This is a genomic window from Micromonospora sp. NPDC049891, assembly GCF_040660295.1.
GTDB lineage: Bacteria > Actinomycetota > Actinomycetes > Mycobacteriales > Micromonosporaceae > Micromonospora.
Map to the genome: position 1 here is coordinate 181,094 of NZ_JBFAML010000001.1, position 16,733 is coordinate 197,826.

The window sequence follows — 16,733 nt, forward strand, 5'->3', positions numbered from 1 at the left end:
TCGTGACGCCGGTGTCGGGAACGGATATGGACGAAACCCCCGGAGAGGAGAGCACGATGGCAGCGACGTTGCAGGGTAAGCGGATCGCCTTCCTGGCCACCGACGGCGTGGAGGAGGTCGAGTACGTCCAGCCGCGTCAGGCCGTCGAGCAGGCCGGCGCGACCGCCGAGCTGGTGTCGATCAAGCCCGGGAAGATCACCTCATTCGAACACCTGGACCCCTCCACCACGTACGAGGTGGATGTGAGCGCGGCCGACGCGGACCCCGCCCGGTATGACGCGCTGGTGCTGCCCGGTGGGGTGGCCAACCCGGACTTCCTGCGCACCGATTCCGACGCCGTCCGGTTCGTGCGGTCGTTCTTCGACGCCGGCAAGCCGGTCGGGGTGATCTGCCACGGCCCGTGGACGCTTGTCGAGGCCGACGTGGTGCGGGGCCGTCGGTTGACCAGCTGGCCGAGCCTGCGTACCGACCTGGTCAACGCTGGCGCGGAATGGGTCGACGAGGAGGTCGTGACCGACAACGGGCTGGTCAGCAGCCGTAAGCCCGACGACCTGCCGGCCTTCTGCGCCAAGATCGTCGAGGAGTTCGCCGAGGGACGGCACTGATCCTGCGGCACTGATCGTCAGGTGGCCTCGTCCGTACGGGCGAGGCCACCGCCACGTTCCCGGCGGGTCGGCTCGTCACTTCAGGATCAGGCGGTTGGTCTGCTCGAAGACGTCCAGGTCGGCCAGGGTCTCCAGGACGCTGGCCGAGAGTGGCTGAGGCATCGCCTCCCGGTGGAAGAAGCCCGCGTCGCTGGTCTCGTCGGTGACCCGGGCCAGTCGGCCGTCCCACTCCTCGACCCGGAACGCGGTGGTGAAGATCTGATAGGTGTGGCCGTACATGTTGGTGTGGGTACGGTCCGGGCCGGTGTAGAGCGCGAAGGCGCTCACCCGCAGCGCCCTGAGCCCGGTTTCCTCGCGTACCTCCCGCACGGCGCAGTCCGCGATCGACTCGCCCAGCTCCATCGCCCCGGCGGGCAGCGCCCACTGCCCGTTGTCGGAGCGGCGGATCAGCAGGATGCGAGCCGAGTTGTCGCGCACCACGGCTCGCGCGCCGACGAACATCAGTGTCCGGTCGCCGGCCAGGGCGCGCAGCTGCCCGACGTACGAATCAGCCCAGGAGATGCTCACCCGGACAATTTACGGGGGTTCCCAACGTGTGACCGGCGACACTAATTTGTTACCCATGCGTAGCACGATGATGGACGCCCCCCTTCAGGTCTCCCGGATCCTCGAACACGGCGCCACCGTGCACGGCACGGCCGAGGTGGTGACGTGGACCGGTGCCGAGCCACGCCGCAGCACGTACGCGGAGGTCGGCCGGGACGCCGCCCGGCTCGCACACGGCCTGCGGGCGGATTGCGGGGTGACCGGCGACGAGCGGGTCGCCACCTTCATGTGGAACAACACCGAGCACCTGGTGGCGTACTTCGCCGTGCCCAGCATGGGCGCGGTGCTGCACACGCTGAACATCCGGCTCTTCCCCGACCAGGTCACCTACATCGCCAACCACGCCGAGGACCGGGTGGTGCTCGTCGACTCGACGCTGATCCCGCTGCTGGCGAAGTCCCTCGGTGGCATGACAAGCGTGCGACACGTGGTGGTGGTCGGTGGTGGTGATCCCGCCCCCCTGGTGGCGGCGGCCGGCGACCGGATCGTCGTACATCACTGGGACGCGCTGCTGGCCGGACGGCCGGAGGTGTACGACTGGCCCGAGGTGGACGAGCGCGATGCCGCAGCCCTCTGCTACACCTCCGGCACCACCGGCAACCCCAAGGGGGTGGCCTACTCGCACCGCTCGATCTACCTGCACTCGTTGCAGATCTGCATGCCGGAGGGGTTCGGGCTCGGGCCGACCGACCGCGAGCTGGCCATCGTGCCGATGTTCCACGCGATGTCGTGGGGGCTGCCGTTCGCGGCCTTCCTCTCCGGCGCGTCGCTGGTGATGCCGGACCGCTTCCTCCAGGCCGCTCCGATCGCCGAGATGATCGCCGCCGAGCGGCCGACCCTGGCCGGTGCGGTGCCGACCATCTGGACCGATCTGCTGTCCTACCTGGACAGCAACGACGTCGACACCTCCTCGCTCAAGGAGGTGATCGTGGGTGGTTCGGCCTGCCCGCCGTCGCTGATGCACGCGTTCGACGAGCGGCACGGCGTCGACGTGATCCACGCCTGGGGGATGACCGAGATGTCACCGTTGGGCTCGGTGGCGCGCCCGCCCGCCGGGGCGACCGGGGAGGATGCCTGGCGCTACCGGTACACGCAGGGCCGGGTGCCGGCGGGGGTGCAGGCCCGCATCGTGGGCCCGGCCGGGGAGCCGCTGCCCGCCGACGGAACCTCCGTGGGTGAGCTGGAGGTCCGTGGGCCGTGGATCACCGAGCGGTACGTCGGGGACGACGCGCCCGACCCGGAGAAGTTCCGCGACGGCTGGCTGCGTACCGGTGACGTGGGCACCCTGTCGGCGGACGGCTACATCACGCTCACCGACCGGGCCAAGGACGTGATCAAGTCCGGTGGGGAGTGGATCTCCTCGGTGGAGCTGGAGAACGCGTTGATGGCCCACCCGGCGGTGCTGGAGGCCTGCGTGGTGGGCGTACCGGACCAGCGGTGGGACGAACGGCCGCTGGCGACCGTGGTGCTCCGGGAGGGTGCCTCGGCGACCGCGGAGGAGTTGCGCGAGTTCCTGGCCGGGTCGGTGGCGCGCTGGCAGTTGCCGGAGCGGTGGGCCTTCATCGAGGCGGTGCCGAAGACGAGCGTCGGCAAGTTCGACAAGAAGGTGGTGCGCTCCCGGTACGCCGACGGCGACCTGAATGTACGGGAACTGGCCACGCCGTAACGTTTTTCGGCGCATCATCGCCGTTGGGAGTAGTGGCCTGCACAGACCTCTCTCCGGTGGGCGGCCCCGGCGTTCGCACCGCGCCGGGGCCGCCCGTTCCTTGCGGGGCGACCCGCAATGCCAGTATTGCGAGACTTGTTCGTCTCTGTCCTGCGGACGGCGAAAACTCCCAGGTCGGACCGCTTATTCGCGGGCGCTGAGCAGCACCTTGCCGACCACCGAGTCCTCCACCGCCTGATGCGCGGCGGCGGTCGCCGACAGCGGATAGGAGTGCAACGGCAGGCCCGCCTCCTCGCCCACCCGGATGCCGCCCTGCGCGGCGGCCGCCGCCACGTCCACCACCGCCTGCGCCTTTGCCGCCTTCGGCATCGTGTAGACAAGCACGAACTGCCAGCGGGCGTTCGGCACCATCAGCTGCCGGACCGGCAACCTCACCTCGTCGCCGCCGTCGTCGGCGTACACGCAGACCGCCCCGCCCGGGCGCAGCAACCGCACGTCGGTGGCCGCGTTACGCGCGGGGGAGACCTCCACGATGCCGTGCACCCCGTCGGGTGCGAGCTTGCGGACCTCCTCCACCACGTCCTGCTCCCGGTAGTTGACCACCGCCGAGGCGCCGGCCGCCGCAGCCAGCTGGGCCTTCTCGGCACTGCTCACCGTGGCGATCACACAGGCGTCGGCCCAGGCCGCCAGCTGGATCGCCGCGTTGCCCACGGCGCCGGCCCCGCCCTGCACCAGCACCGTGTGATCGCTCAGCGCACCCGGGCGCAGGCTGTCCGGCAGATACTCACCGGCGGTCAGGCACCGGTGCGCGGTCAGGAACGGAATGCCCAGGCAGGCACCCAACTCGAAGGAAGCGTCGCCGAGGCGTACCGCCTGGCGGACCGGGACCAGCGTGTACTCGGCGGCGGTCCCCCAGGGCCGCTGCCAGGCGGCCTCCCAGACCCACACCCGTTCGCCGATCAGTTCCTGGTCGACGCCCTCGCCGACCGCCTCGACCACCCCGGCGCCGTCCTGGCCGGGCGTCTGCCAGCCGGCCGGCAGCGGGCCCTGCCGGCGCGACTTCCAGTCCGTCGGATTCACCCCGGACACCGCGATCCGCACCAGCAACTCACCCGGACCGGGTTGCGGCACCGGCCGGTCGACCAACTCAAGTACGGAGGGATCACCGGTGCGCTCGTACACCATCGCCTTCATGCCACCGACCGTAGGCGGGCCGGGGACCGCCCGGTGCCGGTTCAGCCCAGCCCGTCGACGACCTCCGGGGTCAGCTCGTCGATCGAGTCCAGCACCGTCACGGCCAGCCGCCGAGCGTCGGGATCCAGCGGGTACGCACCGTGCGGCACCGCCACCACCGCCATCCCGGCGGCAGCCGCCGAACGGACCCCGTTGGAGGAATCCTCCACCGCCACGCAGCGCGTCGGGTCGAGGCCGAGCTGCCGGGCCACGCTCAGGTAGACGTCCGGCGCCGGCTTGCCACGCTCGGTCTCCTCGGTCGACAGGGTGGTGCGGAACGCGTCGGTCAGGTCGGTGGCGGCCAGCGCCGCGGCGATCAGCCGGGTCGGCGAGGAACTGGCCAGCCCCAGGGGCCACTGCGCGGCCAGCCGGCGGACCACGTCAACCGCACCGTCGATCACCGGCACCCGCGCCGCGTACCGGCGGGCCATCTCCTCGACCACCTCGGCGGCAACCTGATCGGCGGTGCGCCGCACCCCCAGCTCGTCGCTGAGATACCGGGCCCACTCGCCGGTGCTCATCCCCATCAGCCGTCGCTGAGTGTCGTCCTGCCACCCACCCCCGTGCTCGGCCACATAGGCGCGCCGAACCTCCTCCCACACCGGCTCGGAATCAACGATCACGCCGTCAAGGTCGAAGACCACCCCATCCACCGTCACGCCCCCCATCCTTCCCCACCCGGTCCCACACACCCCGCGTTGATCAAGAAGTTTGCGTCGGGGGTCGGCGAGAAATCAGACGAAAACCTCTTGGGCAACTCGCCAGGGGCGGGAGGCCGATGGGGCTGTCCGGGGGGATCACCGTGTGGGCGGCGCGGGCGATGGGGTCGAGCAGTTCGCGTAGGCGGTGCGCCCGATCGGGGCCGAGGGTCAGCCAGGGACGGGCGGCGGCGACGTCGGTGGCGTCCTCGATCGCCTGGAACGCCGACCTTCCGCGCTCGGTCGGCTTCCCGTCGGCGTCCAGCCAGCCACGGACCGTGAGCCGCTCGCGCGCCTGGGACCAGTCCTGCTCCGACCATCCCCGGCCGAGCAGATTGGCCGGCGGCATGTCGACCGCGACCCGCCAGGCCAGCGTCTCGACCGGGTCGAGATCGGCGGCGACAAGCGCTGCCACGTGCCCGTCGCCGCGATGCTCGCGCAACGTGGTGGCGGCCTGCCAGAGCCGGGCCAGCGGGTACTCACCACGCGGCAGGGCGGCATTCGCCGCGCCGAGCACCCGGCCGGCCGTCCCGAGCCCGTCAGTAGCGGCCTCAAGCAGGTCGGCGGCCTCCACGAGGTGCCGCTCGGGCAACTCGTAGGTCAACTCGGCGAGCGCCTGCACCGCCCCGGTCAGCCGGGCGCGCAGCGCCTGGTCCGGCGTGGCCAGCTGCCACACCGCCGGCAGGGCCCGGATCACCATGTGCGGCGCGAAGTTGTAGAAGGCGGCGATCACCGGAGCCGGGCCGGTCGGCCCGAGCGGGGCGGCCCGACCGGCGAAGTAACCCCGCCAGTAGCCGCGTAGCCCGGCCGCCCCGTAGGCGGCGCGGGCGCGCGGGTGGAAATAGGTGACGGCGTGCACCGGTTCGTAGTGCGTCCACATCAACCGGGCGGTCCGCCCGTCGGCGTCCACTGCCGTCACGTGCACCTCCGCGTTCGCTTCGACGAGCGTCCCGGGCGAGCTGCCCGGGACGCTGCCGAACCTACTGCCGGTCGGTGACCGTTCGGAAGCCATCTGTGGTCAACGGCATCGATGTTTCGTTGCTGTCGGGCGGCCCGACCCGAGGTTCACTCGGCGGCGAGCACGTCCACCACGAAGCGCAGCGGGCCTGCCGGGCGGCCGCCCCCAGCGTCCTCGCCGTACGCGTCCTCGGCCGGGATGTCGAGCTGCAGCCGGCTGCCCACGGTCACGCCGACCAGGCCCTTGTCCCAGCCCGGGATGACCTGCCCGACGCCGATCGGGAAGGTGGCCGGCTGTCCCCGTTCCCAGGAGGAGTCGAACTCCTCGCCGTTCTCGTAGAACACGCCGACGTAGTTGGTGGTGATCGACTGGCCGGCCTCGACCTTCGGCCCGGTGCCCTCGATCAGCGGGGTGACCGTCAGCTTGGTCAACTTGCCTTCACCGGCGGTGACCGTCGGCTTGCTGCCCAGGGCCGGATCCGCGCCCTCCGGCAGCTGTGGCGCGGGCGGCGCGGCCGGCTCGTTGGTGGCCTCCGCCGGGGCGGACGGGGTGCCGGCGGCCTGCTCGGGGGCGTCGTCACCACCGCGCTGGCCCACGATCACGAACACGGTGATCAGCACCGCCACGACGGCGATCCCGGCGAACGCGCCGGCCCAGGCCTGTCGGCGGCGCTTCGCCTCGGCTGCCTTCTGAGCCGCCAACTGCTCGGCCAGCCGCCGCCGTGCCTTGGTCTCCTGCTCGCTCACGTCCTCGACTCCCTGCTGAGAGGTGTGGGGTGGGTCCGGCCACGGGCAGCCGTCGCCGACACACGGTACCTGGTACCGGGCGTACTTCCGACCATCGATGGTCCCCACTGGCAGGCACGGCTGCGCCGATCATGGAGTCCGGGCCGGGCCGGAACCACCAGAACGCACAGCGGAGCGACAGGAAGTGCACGATCGGCGAAAGTCAGGCGGTCTTGCGCGGGGTGGTCTTCTTGGCGGTCTTGGTGGCTTTCTTCTCAGCCGTCTTCTTGGCGGGCTGGGCCTTCTTGGCGGTGGCCTTCTTCTCGGCGGCCTTCTTCGCGGGTGCCTTCTTCGCCGGAGCCTTGGCGGCCTTCTTCTCCGCCGCCTTCTTCTGTGCCGAGCGCGCCGACGAGATCGGGGTCGGCTCGGCGCCACCACCGGCCGGTGCCTCGCCGCGAGCCGCCCGGGCCCGCTCCACCGACGCCTTCAGCGCGGCCATCAGGTCTACCGCCGCGGCGGGAGCCTCCTCCACCTCCTCCGGCTGGACCACCTCGCGGCCCTCCACCTTCGCGTCGATGACCTCCTGCAACGCCGCCCGGTAGTCGTCGGTGAACTCGTCCGGATGAAAGTCCCCGGCCATCGAGTCGATGAGCGAGGTGGCCATCGCCAACTCCGGTGGCCGGATCTTCAGGTCCTCGTCGAGGAAACCGAAGTCCGGCTTACGGATCTCGTCGGGCCAGAGCATCGTGTTCAGCAGCAGCACACCCTCACGGACCCGCAGGGTGGCCAACTGCTCCCGCTGGCGCAGCGCCACCTTGACGATCGCCACCCGCTCCGAGTCGGTCAACGCGTCCCGCAACAGCAGGTACGGCTTGGTCGCGGTGCCCTCCGGCTCTAGGAAGTACGCCTTGTTGTAGAGGATCGGGTCGACCTGCTCGGCCGGCACGAACTCCAGTACGTCGATCGCGTGGGAGGTGCTCAACGGCAGGTCGGAGAAATCCTCGTCGGTGAGGATGACCATCTCCCCGCCGCCGATGTCGTAGCCCTTGGCGATGTCGTCGTAGCTGACCTCCTCGCCACAGACCTGGCAGGTGCGCTTGTACCGGATCCGTCCGCCGTCGGCCCGGTGCACCTGGTGGAACCGAATGTCCTTCTCCTCCGTCGCGGAATACAGCTTCACCGCGATCGAGACCAGGCCGAACGACACGGCACCCTTCCAGATGGCCCGCATGCTGCGCTCCCTTCCCCGGTATCGACCATGCTCGCATCACAGCGAACCGGGCGCGAGGTGTTCGGCCTGCTACTACAGTCGGCCTGTGCCCGGCGCGCCGCTCAAGCCGATGCTCGCGATGACCGGGCAGCTTCCGGCCGGTCCCGAATGGGCGTACGAGTTCAAGTGGGACGGCGTACGCGCGCTTGCCGACATCGCCGCCGGACGACCGCGCCTGTACGCCCGCTCCGGCGTGGAGATCACCACCGCCTACCCCGAACTGATCCCGCTCGGCGAGCAGGTTGACGACGTCCTGCTCGACGGCGAGGTGGTCCTGTTCGACCAGGCCGGACGGCCCTCGTTCACCGCCCTGGCCGAGCGGATGCACGTACGCAACGCGGTGAAGGCCGCCCGACTGGCGGCGACCGTACCGGTCACGTACATGATCTTCGACGTGCTGCGGCTGGGCGGTCAGGACCTCACCGGCTGGCCGTACGCCCGGCGCCGGGAGGCCCTCGACGACCTGGCGCTGGGCGCGGAGCGGTGGGCGGTGCCCCCGGTCTTCTCCGACGGTCCGGCCACCTACGAGGCGGCCGGTGAGCACGGCCTCGAAGGGGTGATGGCCAAGCGGATCGAGTCGACCTACCGGCCCGGGGTGCGCTCGCCGGACTGGGTGAAGGTCAAGCTGGAGGTGACCGGCGACTTCGTGGTCGGCGGTTGGCGGCCCGGCGCGCGGAAGATCGGCGGCCTGCTGGTCGGGGTCCCCGGCGCCGACGGCCGTCTCATCTACCGGGGCCGGGTCGGCGGTGGCATCGGCGCCGCCCTCGAACGGGAGCTGCTGCGCGAGTTGGAGCCCCTGCGCACCACCGCCGCTCCGTTCAGCGGTGACGTGCCCCGCGAGGATGCCCGGGGCGCGATCTGGGTAACTCCCCGGATCGTGGTGGAGGTCAAGTACGGCCAGCGCACCCCGGACGGGCGTCTGCGGTTCCCCCGGATCCTGCGGATCCGCCCGGACAAACCGGCCGAGGAGGTTGACGATGCCAGCTGACCGGTTCCCGGTCGAGGTGCACGGCCGCACCCTGGAGCTGTCCAACCTGGACAAGATCCTTTATCCGGCGGCCGGCTTCACCAAGGGCGAAGTGATCGACTACTACACCCGGATCGCCCCGGTGCTGCTGCCGCACCTGGCCGACCGGGCGCTGACCCGGATCCGCTACCCGAACGGCGTGGACGGCGGCTCGTTCTTCGAGAAGAACGCCCCCGCCGCCACGCCGAAGTGGGTCCGTACCGAGACGCTGCCCGCACCCGGCTCGACCAAGGGCCGGGAAACCATCGACTACGTGGTCGCCGACGACCTGCCCACCCTGGTCTGGCTGGCCAACCTCGCGGCGTTGGAGCTGCACACGCCGCAGTGGAAGGTCGGCGAACAACCCGACATGATGGTCGTCGACCTGGACCCGGGTGCGCCCGCGACACTGACGCAGTGCTGCCAGGTGGCGCTGCTGATGCGGGACCGGTTGGCCGACGACGGCATCGACTCGTACCCGAAGACCTCCGGCAAGAAGGGCATGCAGCTCTGCTGCCCGATCGCCGGCACCCAGGACTCCGACTCCGTCTCCGGTTATGCCAAGCGGATCGCGCAGGAGTTGGAGAAGGCGCACCCGAAACTGATCGTGTCGAAGATGGCGAAGAACCTGCGACCCGGCAAGATCTTCATCGACTGGAGCCAGAACAACGCGGCGAAGACAACAGTCGCGCCGTACTCGCTGCGGGCCCAGGCCGTTCCGTCCGTGTCCACGCCGCTCACCTGGGACGAGGTCTCCGCCGGCGCGGCCGGCAAGCGGCCGTCGACCAGGCCGTACACCGCAACCGAGGTGCTCCAGCGGGTGGAGAAATCCGGTGACCTGCTCGCCCCGCTCCTCGACGGCGGCCCTGAGCTGCCCAGGTGAGGGTCCGGTCAGCTCGCCGGCCAGGTGGTGTAGGAGATCCGGGCGTTCAGGTTCGCCGGCACGCCCAGCCAGGCGTAGCAGTTGACCCGGACGACCGTGTCCGCGCCAGAGCGCCCCCAACTCGCCAGGACGCAGTGCCCCCGGCTCGGCAGGTGGTCGAAGTGCGGCAGGTGCGCGTTGACGAAGGCGGTGCCGAACATGGCCCCGGTGCCCTCGAAGGTCATCTCGTAGCGGCCGGTGCCGAGCAGCACGCCCCAGCCGCCGCCGTACGTGCCCAGCGTCGAGTTGTACGCGTCACCGAAGATCCGGCCGTCGCGCGAGTCCTCGCCGTAGAGGGTGCCGCTGGCGAAACGTGGGCCGGCCGCGTGGCCGAGCAGGTCGATCCGTACTCCGTAGGTCACCGCGAAACGGGCGTCGACCGGGTTGCCGGCGGCGTTGGTGCAGCGCACGTGCCAGCTGTCCGGCCAGGAGATCTGGCAGTTCACCGCGCTGCTGCCGAGCGCGGTGACGTGGGTCATCGGGAAGTAGGGATGCTCGCGTTCGCCCTCCGGGTGCCGGTTCACGTAGAACTTGTAGTGGCCGGTGCCCAGGCGCTCGTAGCGGATCTCGCCGCCGGTGGAGTCGTACCGCAGGCTGGCAGGGATCGTGTGCACTCCCGTCGGTGCCGCCTGGTCGGTGGTGAACCACGCCAGCCGGCCCTGGTGGATCTGCTGCCGGTTGGTGAAGGTCGCCACGAACCGGCTGTCCACCGGCGCGCCGGTAGCCGCGAAGCAGCGCACCTGGATCAGCAGGTGGTTGCCGCCCAGCAGGCTCCGGTACCAGTTGGCCACCGTGCAGTGCACCGGCCCACCGCCGTACGCCACCACGTGCGCCACCCCGGTGCTGGTCGCCGCGTGCTGCAACTCGACGGTGTAGGCCCCCGTACCGGTGCGCCGCACGACGATGTCACCCTCGGTGGAGGACCAGCTGTAGCCGTTGTTGACGACGTACTCGGCCGTGGTCGGCTGGTTCGCCCAGACGGTCGCGACGACCCCGAGGTTGGGCAGCGGATCGCCCACCGCGGCTGCCGGCGGGGCCAGCACCGCGCCCACCACCAGCCCGGCCATTCCGGCGCGGAGCACCGCTCGCCATCGTCCAGCCCGCATGACCCGACCTCCCCAGTCGCCGGTCCACATCGGATTCCCGGCGGACCTGGAAACTACGGCAACCCGGCGTCGGGCCGAAACCGTGCCGACCACCGGAGTGAGCGGACGGATCGCTCGACAGGCCGAGGTGGCAGGAGTAAGACGTACGTATGCGCGCTGCCCTTCCCGTACCGTCCACCGTTGGTCTCGCCGAGCGCGACCAACCGCTGCTCACCTACCTCGACCACCGGACCGGTGACCGTCACCAGCTGACCGCCGCCGAACTGGGCGAGTGGTCGGCGCGGGCCGCCGGCCTGCTGCGGGACGGGTGCGGGCTGACGCCGGGCAGCCGGGTGGCGGTGCTGCTGCCGCCGCACTGGCGTACCGCCGCAGTGCTGTTGGGGGCCTGGGCGGTGGGGCTGGAGGTGTCGTTCCGGCCGCGCGCCACCGCCGGGCTGCCGGTGCTGGAGCCCGGCGCGGACCGGCCGTACGACGCGGTCCTGGTCACCCCGGAGCGGCTCGACGACTGGCTGGAGGACGTACCCGACGGGCTGCACCGATACCTGGTCGGCACCGGACCGGAGCCGCTGACCGACGTGCCGGTCGGCTGGCTCGACTGGTCGGTGGAGGTGCTGCGGCACGGCGTCGCCCCGACCGACCGGCCCGTGCTGCACGCGAACGACGCGGCCAGCCCGGACGGCACCAGCTACGCCGAGTGGGGCTCGATCGCCAGGGCGGTGGCCGAGCAACTCGACCTGCGGGCCGGTGACCGGCTGCTCGTCGACGTCGCCGAGCACGACCAGCCGCTGAAGTGGCTCCTCGCCCCACTCTCCGTCGGAGCGTCCGTGCTGCTCTGCGCCAACCTCGCCCCCGCCGACCGAGACGCCGTCGCCGCCGCCGAGCAGGTAACCCGCGTGCTCTGACAGATCGGGCCGGCAGCTCACCCATTGTGCGGGTCCTGCCGGAGCCGCTCCAGTTGAAGAGCCGCCGATCGACGGTCGGAGGCAAGCCAAATCGGGCACGCAGAACCTTGCCGAACCTCGATATGCTCTGGCGCCTTGGTGGCCAAGCGAGTCACCGCTTACGGGGAGGTACGTCGTTCGTGGGCGCACGAAGATTGCTGGCTGCATCACTTGGGATCATGCTTGGGGTGGGTTTGGTCGGCGGCATCGCGATGCCAGCACAGGCCTACGAGCAGCGGGACGTCAGCAAGTCCGGCTGGGCCTACACCGACTCGTACCTGCCGAACCAGTCGTTCGTCAACCCCTCCGGCGACGCGCCGATCGGTGCCTGGGTGGACGCCGACGGCAACAAGCACAAGTCCCGGTCCTACTTCAGCTTCGACATCTCGCGCTTCCGGTCAGCCGTCATCCACAAGGCGGACCTGGTCATCGCGGAGCGGTCGGCGGCTGACTGCGCGTCGGCCCAGCCGGTCGAGCTCTGGCGCACGGATCCGATCACGGCGACCACGAGCTGGAAGTCGAAGCCGCGCCAACGTGAGCTGCTCGGTACCGTCCAGGCAGGTGGCGCCGCCGCCTGCCCCGGCTATCTGGTGTGGGACATCATGCCCGCGTTGCAGAAGCTCGCGAACCAGGACGAGCAGACCCTCACCGTCGAGATCCGCTTGCCGCACCGCTACGAAGGCAAGCTCGCACACGGCCGTAAGCTCCGCCCGTTCCCGGTGATCCAGAGTGTGGCCAACCACGCGCCGACGGTGACGAAACTCGGGCTGGAGTTTCCGTCGTGGGCCTGCGGCTCCAGGGAGAACCCGCAGCCCGTGGGGCCGCGTAACTACACCCTGATGGTCCAGGGCGCGGACGAGGACAGCAACGATTCGAATTTCACCGGGCAGTTCGCCGCCTGGCCGGTCGGCCAGGAGGATCAGCGTTCCGAGCGGTTCGGATCGAGTTACGGACGCACCCTGGCCAAGGTCGGCTGGGAGATGTCGCAGTACCCACACGGCACCGTTGTGGCCTGGACTGCCCGTGCCTACGACGGTCACGACTACTCGCCGTGGGCCGAGCCGTGCTATGTGAAGGTGGACGCCGACCCACCGGCCGCACCCGTGGTCACCTCGGCGAAGTATCCGAACGACGGCCAGCCGCATGGTGGCTCGGGCGTTCCGGGCACCTTCACCTTCAAGGCGAACGGATCGCCGGACGTGGTCGGCTACTACTGGGGGCGCTTCGGCGACACGTACAACTACATTGAGGCACCCGAACCGGGCGGGGACGTGACGCTTGAATACACGCCCACCTCGTTCGTCGAGTACCTCAGCGTGCGCAGTGTGGACAGCGCCTCGAACCGGTCTCCGGTGACCGAGTACGAGTTCCGTGTCCGATCCACCGCGCCACAGGTGCGGGTTACGGTGGGTGGCGTCGGTCTGCCCAGCCAACTGGCGATCTCGACAAATGTCGAGGGGGTCACCGAGTTCGGCTACCGGATCGGTGACGGCGACGAGGTCCGGGTCCCGGCGGACGCCGACGGCACCACCGACGTCGCGGTGGTGTTCGCGCAGACCGGGTCCGTGCGGGTTCAGGTGCGCAGCTACGTCGGGACCGAGTTCGTCGGCGCACGGACCGAGGATGTGTGGGTGCGGGACACCCCGTTCGTGGAGTCGGCCGACTTCGCCTTCCCGGACCACAGCGGCGTGGTCGATCGCCCGGGCAGCTTCACCTTCCGGCCCGGCCGTACCGGCGTGGTGGCGTACGAGTACGCCTTCAACTACGACGATCTGCAGCGGATCGAGGCGGCAGCGGACGGTACCGCGGTGCTGCCCTGGACGCCGACCGAGCCGAACTGGTACGCGCTCAGAGTGCGCAGTATCAGCGCCGACGGGACCGTCTCCGAGACCGAGCAGTACGAGTTCAACGTCATCGACATCAAGCCGACCGTCTACTCCGGCACGTACTACGAATTCGGTGCCTGGGGTGGCGTGGGCATCCCCGGCGAGTTCCACTTCGACACCGCGATGCCGGACGTGGACGTCTACCTCTACCGGCTCAACGACGGGCCCGAGCAGATCGCCGACCCGGAGTACAGCTGGGCTCGGGTGACGCTCGCCCCGGACCGCTCCGGCAGCAATACGCTGACGGTACGCACGCGATTCCTGGACGGGTCCTTCTCACCGACGCGGACCTACACGTTCGTGGTCAGCGATGCGCCGGTGGTGACGTCCAGCGACTACCCCGAGGACAACGCCGCCGGCCAGCCCGGCCAGCCGGGCCGGTTCACCTTCAACCCGGGCCGCTCCGACGTGGTGGAGTACCGCTACGTCCTGGAATACAGCGGCGAAGAGCAGGTCGTGGCAGCCGGGCCGGACGGTAAGGCAACGATCGAGATCACCCCGACGCATCCCGGGTACACCCTGCTGACGGTCACCAGCCGGGCGGCCGACGGCACGGCCAGCGCGGAACGGCGGTACTACTTCCGGGTACGCGATCCGCGGGTGAATGTGAGCAGCGCGTACGACGAGTACACCCCGCGCGGCGGGCTCGGCGCGATCGGCAGGTTCGGGGTCTACACCGAGATCAGCGAGGTGACGACCTTCGAGTACCAGCTCAACGGCGGCGTCTGGCAGAGCGTGCCGAAGACTCCCAACGCGCTGGTGACCGACATCTCGGTGACCATGGAGCGCAACGGCGCGAACGTCTTCTCTGTGCGGGGCCGCACCGAGGCGGGCGAGTACACGCCACAGACGGACCACCCCTTCCTGGTCGGCACAGCGCCGCTGGTGTCGTCGAGCACCTACCCGGCCAGCCAGTGGGCCGGTGGCGTGGGCGTGGCGGGTGAGTTCACCTTCACCCAGGGCAGCCCGGGCGTCGTGGAGTTCGAGTACACGATCGACGGTGGCGAGCCGGTGATCGTGGCGGCGACCGCCGCCGGCGTTGCGACCACGAGCTACACGCCGACCTCGACGGGCTCCCACACCATGCGGGTGCGCGGGCGTACGGCCGACGGGGAGTGGACCGACCCGACCAGCTACTACTTCCTGGTCGACTTCTCCTGACCGGGCGCTGACGCGGTGGGCCGTCCAGGGACGGCCCACCGCGTCGAGCGGCGTCAGCGCTTCGGCACGGGCACCCGGGCGACCGGGCTCAGTCGACGCTGGGCAACTTCGGGCCGAGGACGTCGTCGGCGTCGACGATTGTGTACGCGTACCCCTGCTCGGCCAGGAAGCGCTGCCGGTGGGCGGCGTACTCGGTGTCGATGGTGTCCCGGGAGACCACCGTGTAGAAGTGCGCCTGCCGGCCGTCGGCCTTCGGCCGCAGCACCCGGCCCAACCGTTGCGCCTCCTCCTGCCGCGACCCGAACGTGCCGGACACCTGGATCGCCACCGCAGCCTCAGGCAGGTCGATCGAGAAGTTGCCCACCTTCGAGATGACGAGCGTGCGGATCTCCCCGGTGCGGAACGCGTCGAAGAGGCGTTCACGCTCCTTGTTGGTCGTGGACCCCTGCACGATCGGCGCGTCCAGGTACTCGCCGAGCTGGTGCAGCTGGTCGATGTATGCGCCGATCACCAGCGTCTGCTCGCCCGGGTGCCGCTCCACCAGCGCGCGAACCACCGGCAGCTTCGTGCGGGCGGTGGCCGCCATCCGGTAGCGCTCCTCCGCCTCCGCCGTCGCGTACGCCATCCGCTCGGCGTCGGTCAGGGTGACCCGGACCTCGACGCACTCCGCGGGGGCGATCCAGCCCTGCGACTCGATGTCCTTCCAGGGCGCGTCGTACCGCTTCGGGCCGATCAGGCTGAACACGTCGCCCTCCCGGCCGTCCTCGCGTACCAGGGTGGCGGTCAGGCCCAGCCGGCGGCGGGCCTGAAGGTCCGCGGTGAAGCGGAAGATCGGCGCGGGCAGCAGGTGCACCTCGTCGTAGACGACCAGGCCCCAGTCGCGGGCACCGAACAGGTCCAGGTGGGTGAAGGCGCCGCCGCGCCGCGAGGTGAGCACCTGGTACGTGGCGATGGTGACCGGGCGGATCTCCTTGCGTTCGCCCGAGTACTCGCCGATCTCCTCCTCGGTGAGCGAGGTACGGGCGATCAACTCGCGCTTCCACTGCCGGCCGGCCACCGTGTTGGTGACCAGGATCAGCGTGGTGGCCTTCGCCTCGGCCATCGCCGCCGCCCCCACGAGCGTCTTGCCGGCGCCGCAGGGCAGCACCACCACGCCCGACCCGCCGGCCCAGAACGCCTCGACCGCCTCCCGCTGGTACGACCGCAGCGTCCACGGTTTCCCGCCGTCCTTGCCGGCCTCGGCCAGCTCGATCGGATGCGCCTCGCCGTCGACGTAGCCGGCGAGGTCCTCCGCCGGCCAGCCCAGCTTGAGCAGGGCCTGCTTGAGTCGTCCCCGCTCGGACGGGTGCACGGCGATGGTGTCGTCGTCGATGCGGTTGCCGAGCATACCGGCGAGCTTCTTGCTCTTGGCCACCTCGACCAGCACCACCCGGTCCAGGGCGCGCAGGACGAGGCCGTGCGCCGGATCGTTGGCGAGTTGGAGCCGCCCGTACCGGTCCATCGTCTCGGCCACGTCCACGAGCAGGGCGTGGGGCACCGGGTACCGCGAATACTTGATCAGGGCGTCCACCACGCCCTCGGCGTCGTGGCCGGCGGCCCGGGCGTTCCACAGGCCGAGCGGGGTCAGCCGGTACGTGTGCACGTGCTCGGGTGAGCGTTCCAACTCGGCGAAGGGGGCGATGGCCATCCGGCAGGCCTGTGCGTCGGGATGGTCGATCTCCAGTAGGAGAGTCTTGTCCGACTGCACGATAAGCGGTCCACCACTCACGCCGAATCCTCTCGTCCGTACGGCTGATCCGGCCGCCGGAGCAGGCGGCTGACCTGCCACCGGGCGACCATCCAGTGTTGCACGCGCGGGCGGGTGGCGAGAAAGTGCTGACCCCGCGCAACCCTGCTGGTACTTCTGCGCGTCTAGCAGTAGGGGACGAGTTGTCGAGGTCGGCGGCCCGG

At 70.4% G+C, this 16,733-nt stretch carries 14 protein-coding genes; 6 read left to right on the top strand and 8 right to left on the bottom strand.

Annotated features, from left to right (window positions below):
* The first annotated feature begins 56 nt into the window (after positions 1 to 56).
* Positions 57 to 605: a type 1 glutamine amidotransferase domain-containing protein gene (locus tag AB0I71_RS00875; RefSeq protein WP_357581163.1), complete on the top strand. Its 549-nt coding sequence runs from the start codon at positions 57 to 59 to the stop codon at positions 603 to 605.
* A 75-nt stretch (positions 606 to 680) separates the two neighbouring features.
* Here AB0I71_RS00875 and AB0I71_RS00880 read toward each other — a convergent pair whose 3' ends face one another.
* Positions 681 to 1,172 carry an NUDIX domain-containing protein gene (locus AB0I71_RS00880; RefSeq protein WP_357581164.1) on the bottom strand — a complete coding sequence of 164 codons (492 nt, stop codon included), beginning with the start codon at positions 1,170 to 1,172 and terminating at the stop codon, positions 681 to 683.
* A 55-nt stretch (positions 1,173 to 1,227) separates the two neighbouring features.
* On the opposite strand from AB0I71_RS00880, the gene AB0I71_RS00885 reads away from it, so the two are divergent.
* Complete coding sequence (locus AB0I71_RS00885) at positions 1,228 to 2,877, top strand: fatty acid--CoA ligase (RefSeq protein WP_357581165.1); 1,650 nt, start codon at positions 1,228 to 1,230, stop codon at positions 2,875 to 2,877.
* A gap of 183 nt (positions 2,878 to 3,060) precedes the next feature.
* Here the strand turns inward: AB0I71_RS00885 and AB0I71_RS00890 are convergent, their stop codons facing one another.
* The 5 genes from AB0I71_RS00890 to AB0I71_RS00910 form a co-directional block, all read right to left on the bottom strand.
* A complete protein-coding gene (locus AB0I71_RS00890; RefSeq protein ID WP_357581166.1) occupies positions 3,061 to 4,071 on the bottom strand; it encodes an NADPH:quinone reductase in 1,011 nt (336 codons plus the stop codon).
* Positions 4,072 to 4,112: 41 nt separating this feature from the next.
* A complete protein-coding gene (locus tag AB0I71_RS00895) occupies positions 4,113 to 4,778 on the bottom strand; it encodes an HAD family phosphatase (RefSeq protein WP_357581167.1) in 666 nt (221 codons plus the stop codon).
* A 34-nt stretch (positions 4,779 to 4,812) separates the two neighbouring features.
* Positions 4,813 to 5,688 (bottom strand): hypothetical protein, encoded by an 876-nt coding sequence (locus AB0I71_RS00900; RefSeq protein WP_357581602.1) that lies wholly within the window; start codon positions 5,686 to 5,688, stop codon positions 4,813 to 4,815.
* Between the two features lie 185 nt (positions 5,689 to 5,873).
* Positions 5,874 to 6,512, bottom strand: a complete 639-nt coding sequence (locus tag AB0I71_RS00905) for an FKBP-type peptidyl-prolyl cis-trans isomerase (RefSeq protein WP_357581168.1) — start codon at positions 6,510 to 6,512, stop codon at positions 5,874 to 5,876.
* A gap of 202 nt (positions 6,513 to 6,714) precedes the next feature.
* Positions 6,715 to 7,722 carry a Ku protein gene (locus AB0I71_RS00910; RefSeq protein WP_357581169.1) on the bottom strand — a complete coding sequence of 336 codons (1,008 nt, stop codon included), beginning with the start codon at positions 7,720 to 7,722 and terminating at the stop codon, positions 6,715 to 6,717.
* Positions 7,723 to 7,807: 85 nt separating this feature from the next.
* Here AB0I71_RS00910 and ligD (AB0I71_RS00915) point away from each other — a divergent pair, with 85 nt between their 5' ends.
* Together ligD (AB0I71_RS00915) and ligD (AB0I71_RS00920) are read left to right on the top strand one after the other, a co-directional pair.
* The gene (gene ligD / locus AB0I71_RS00915; protein ID WP_357581170.1) at positions 7,808 to 8,749 is read left to right on the top strand and encodes a non-homologous end-joining DNA ligase; all 942 of its coding nucleotides are present in this window, start codon (positions 7,808 to 7,810) and stop codon (positions 8,747 to 8,749) included.
* A complete protein-coding gene (gene ligD / locus AB0I71_RS00920; protein WP_357581171.1) occupies positions 8,739 to 9,650 on the top strand; it encodes a non-homologous end-joining DNA ligase in 912 nt (303 codons plus the stop codon). Before ligD (AB0I71_RS00915) ends, ligD (AB0I71_RS00920) begins: the two co-directional genes overlap by 11 nt.
* An 8-nt stretch (positions 9,651 to 9,658) precedes the next feature.
* On the opposite strand, the gene AB0I71_RS00925 is transcribed toward ligD (AB0I71_RS00920), so the two are convergent.
* The gene (locus AB0I71_RS00925) at positions 9,659 to 10,795 is read right to left on the bottom strand and encodes a hypothetical protein (RefSeq protein WP_357581172.1); all 1,137 of its coding nucleotides are present in this window, start codon (positions 10,793 to 10,795) and stop codon (positions 9,659 to 9,661) included.
* A 149-nt stretch (positions 10,796 to 10,944) separates the two neighbouring features.
* On the opposite strand from AB0I71_RS00925, the gene AB0I71_RS00930 reads away from it, so the two are divergent.
* Together AB0I71_RS00930 and AB0I71_RS00935 are read left to right on the top strand one after the other, a co-directional pair.
* Entirely contained in the window at positions 10,945 to 11,697 is a 753-nt protein-coding gene (locus tag AB0I71_RS00930) for a TIGR03089 family protein (RefSeq protein WP_357581173.1), read from the top strand.
* 218 nt (positions 11,698 to 11,915) lie between these two features.
* Positions 11,916 to 14,783 carry a hypothetical protein gene (locus AB0I71_RS00935; RefSeq protein WP_357581174.1) on the top strand — a complete coding sequence of 956 codons (2,868 nt, stop codon included), beginning with the start codon at positions 11,916 to 11,918 and terminating at the stop codon, positions 14,781 to 14,783.
* Between the two features lie 88 nt (positions 14,784 to 14,871).
* Here AB0I71_RS00935 and AB0I71_RS00940 read toward each other — a convergent pair whose 3' ends face one another.
* Positions 14,872 to 16,551 (bottom strand): DNA repair helicase XPB, encoded by a 1,680-nt coding sequence (locus AB0I71_RS00940; protein ID WP_357581175.1) that lies wholly within the window; start codon positions 16,549 to 16,551, stop codon positions 14,872 to 14,874.
* Positions 16,552 to 16,733: the final 182 nt, after the last annotated feature.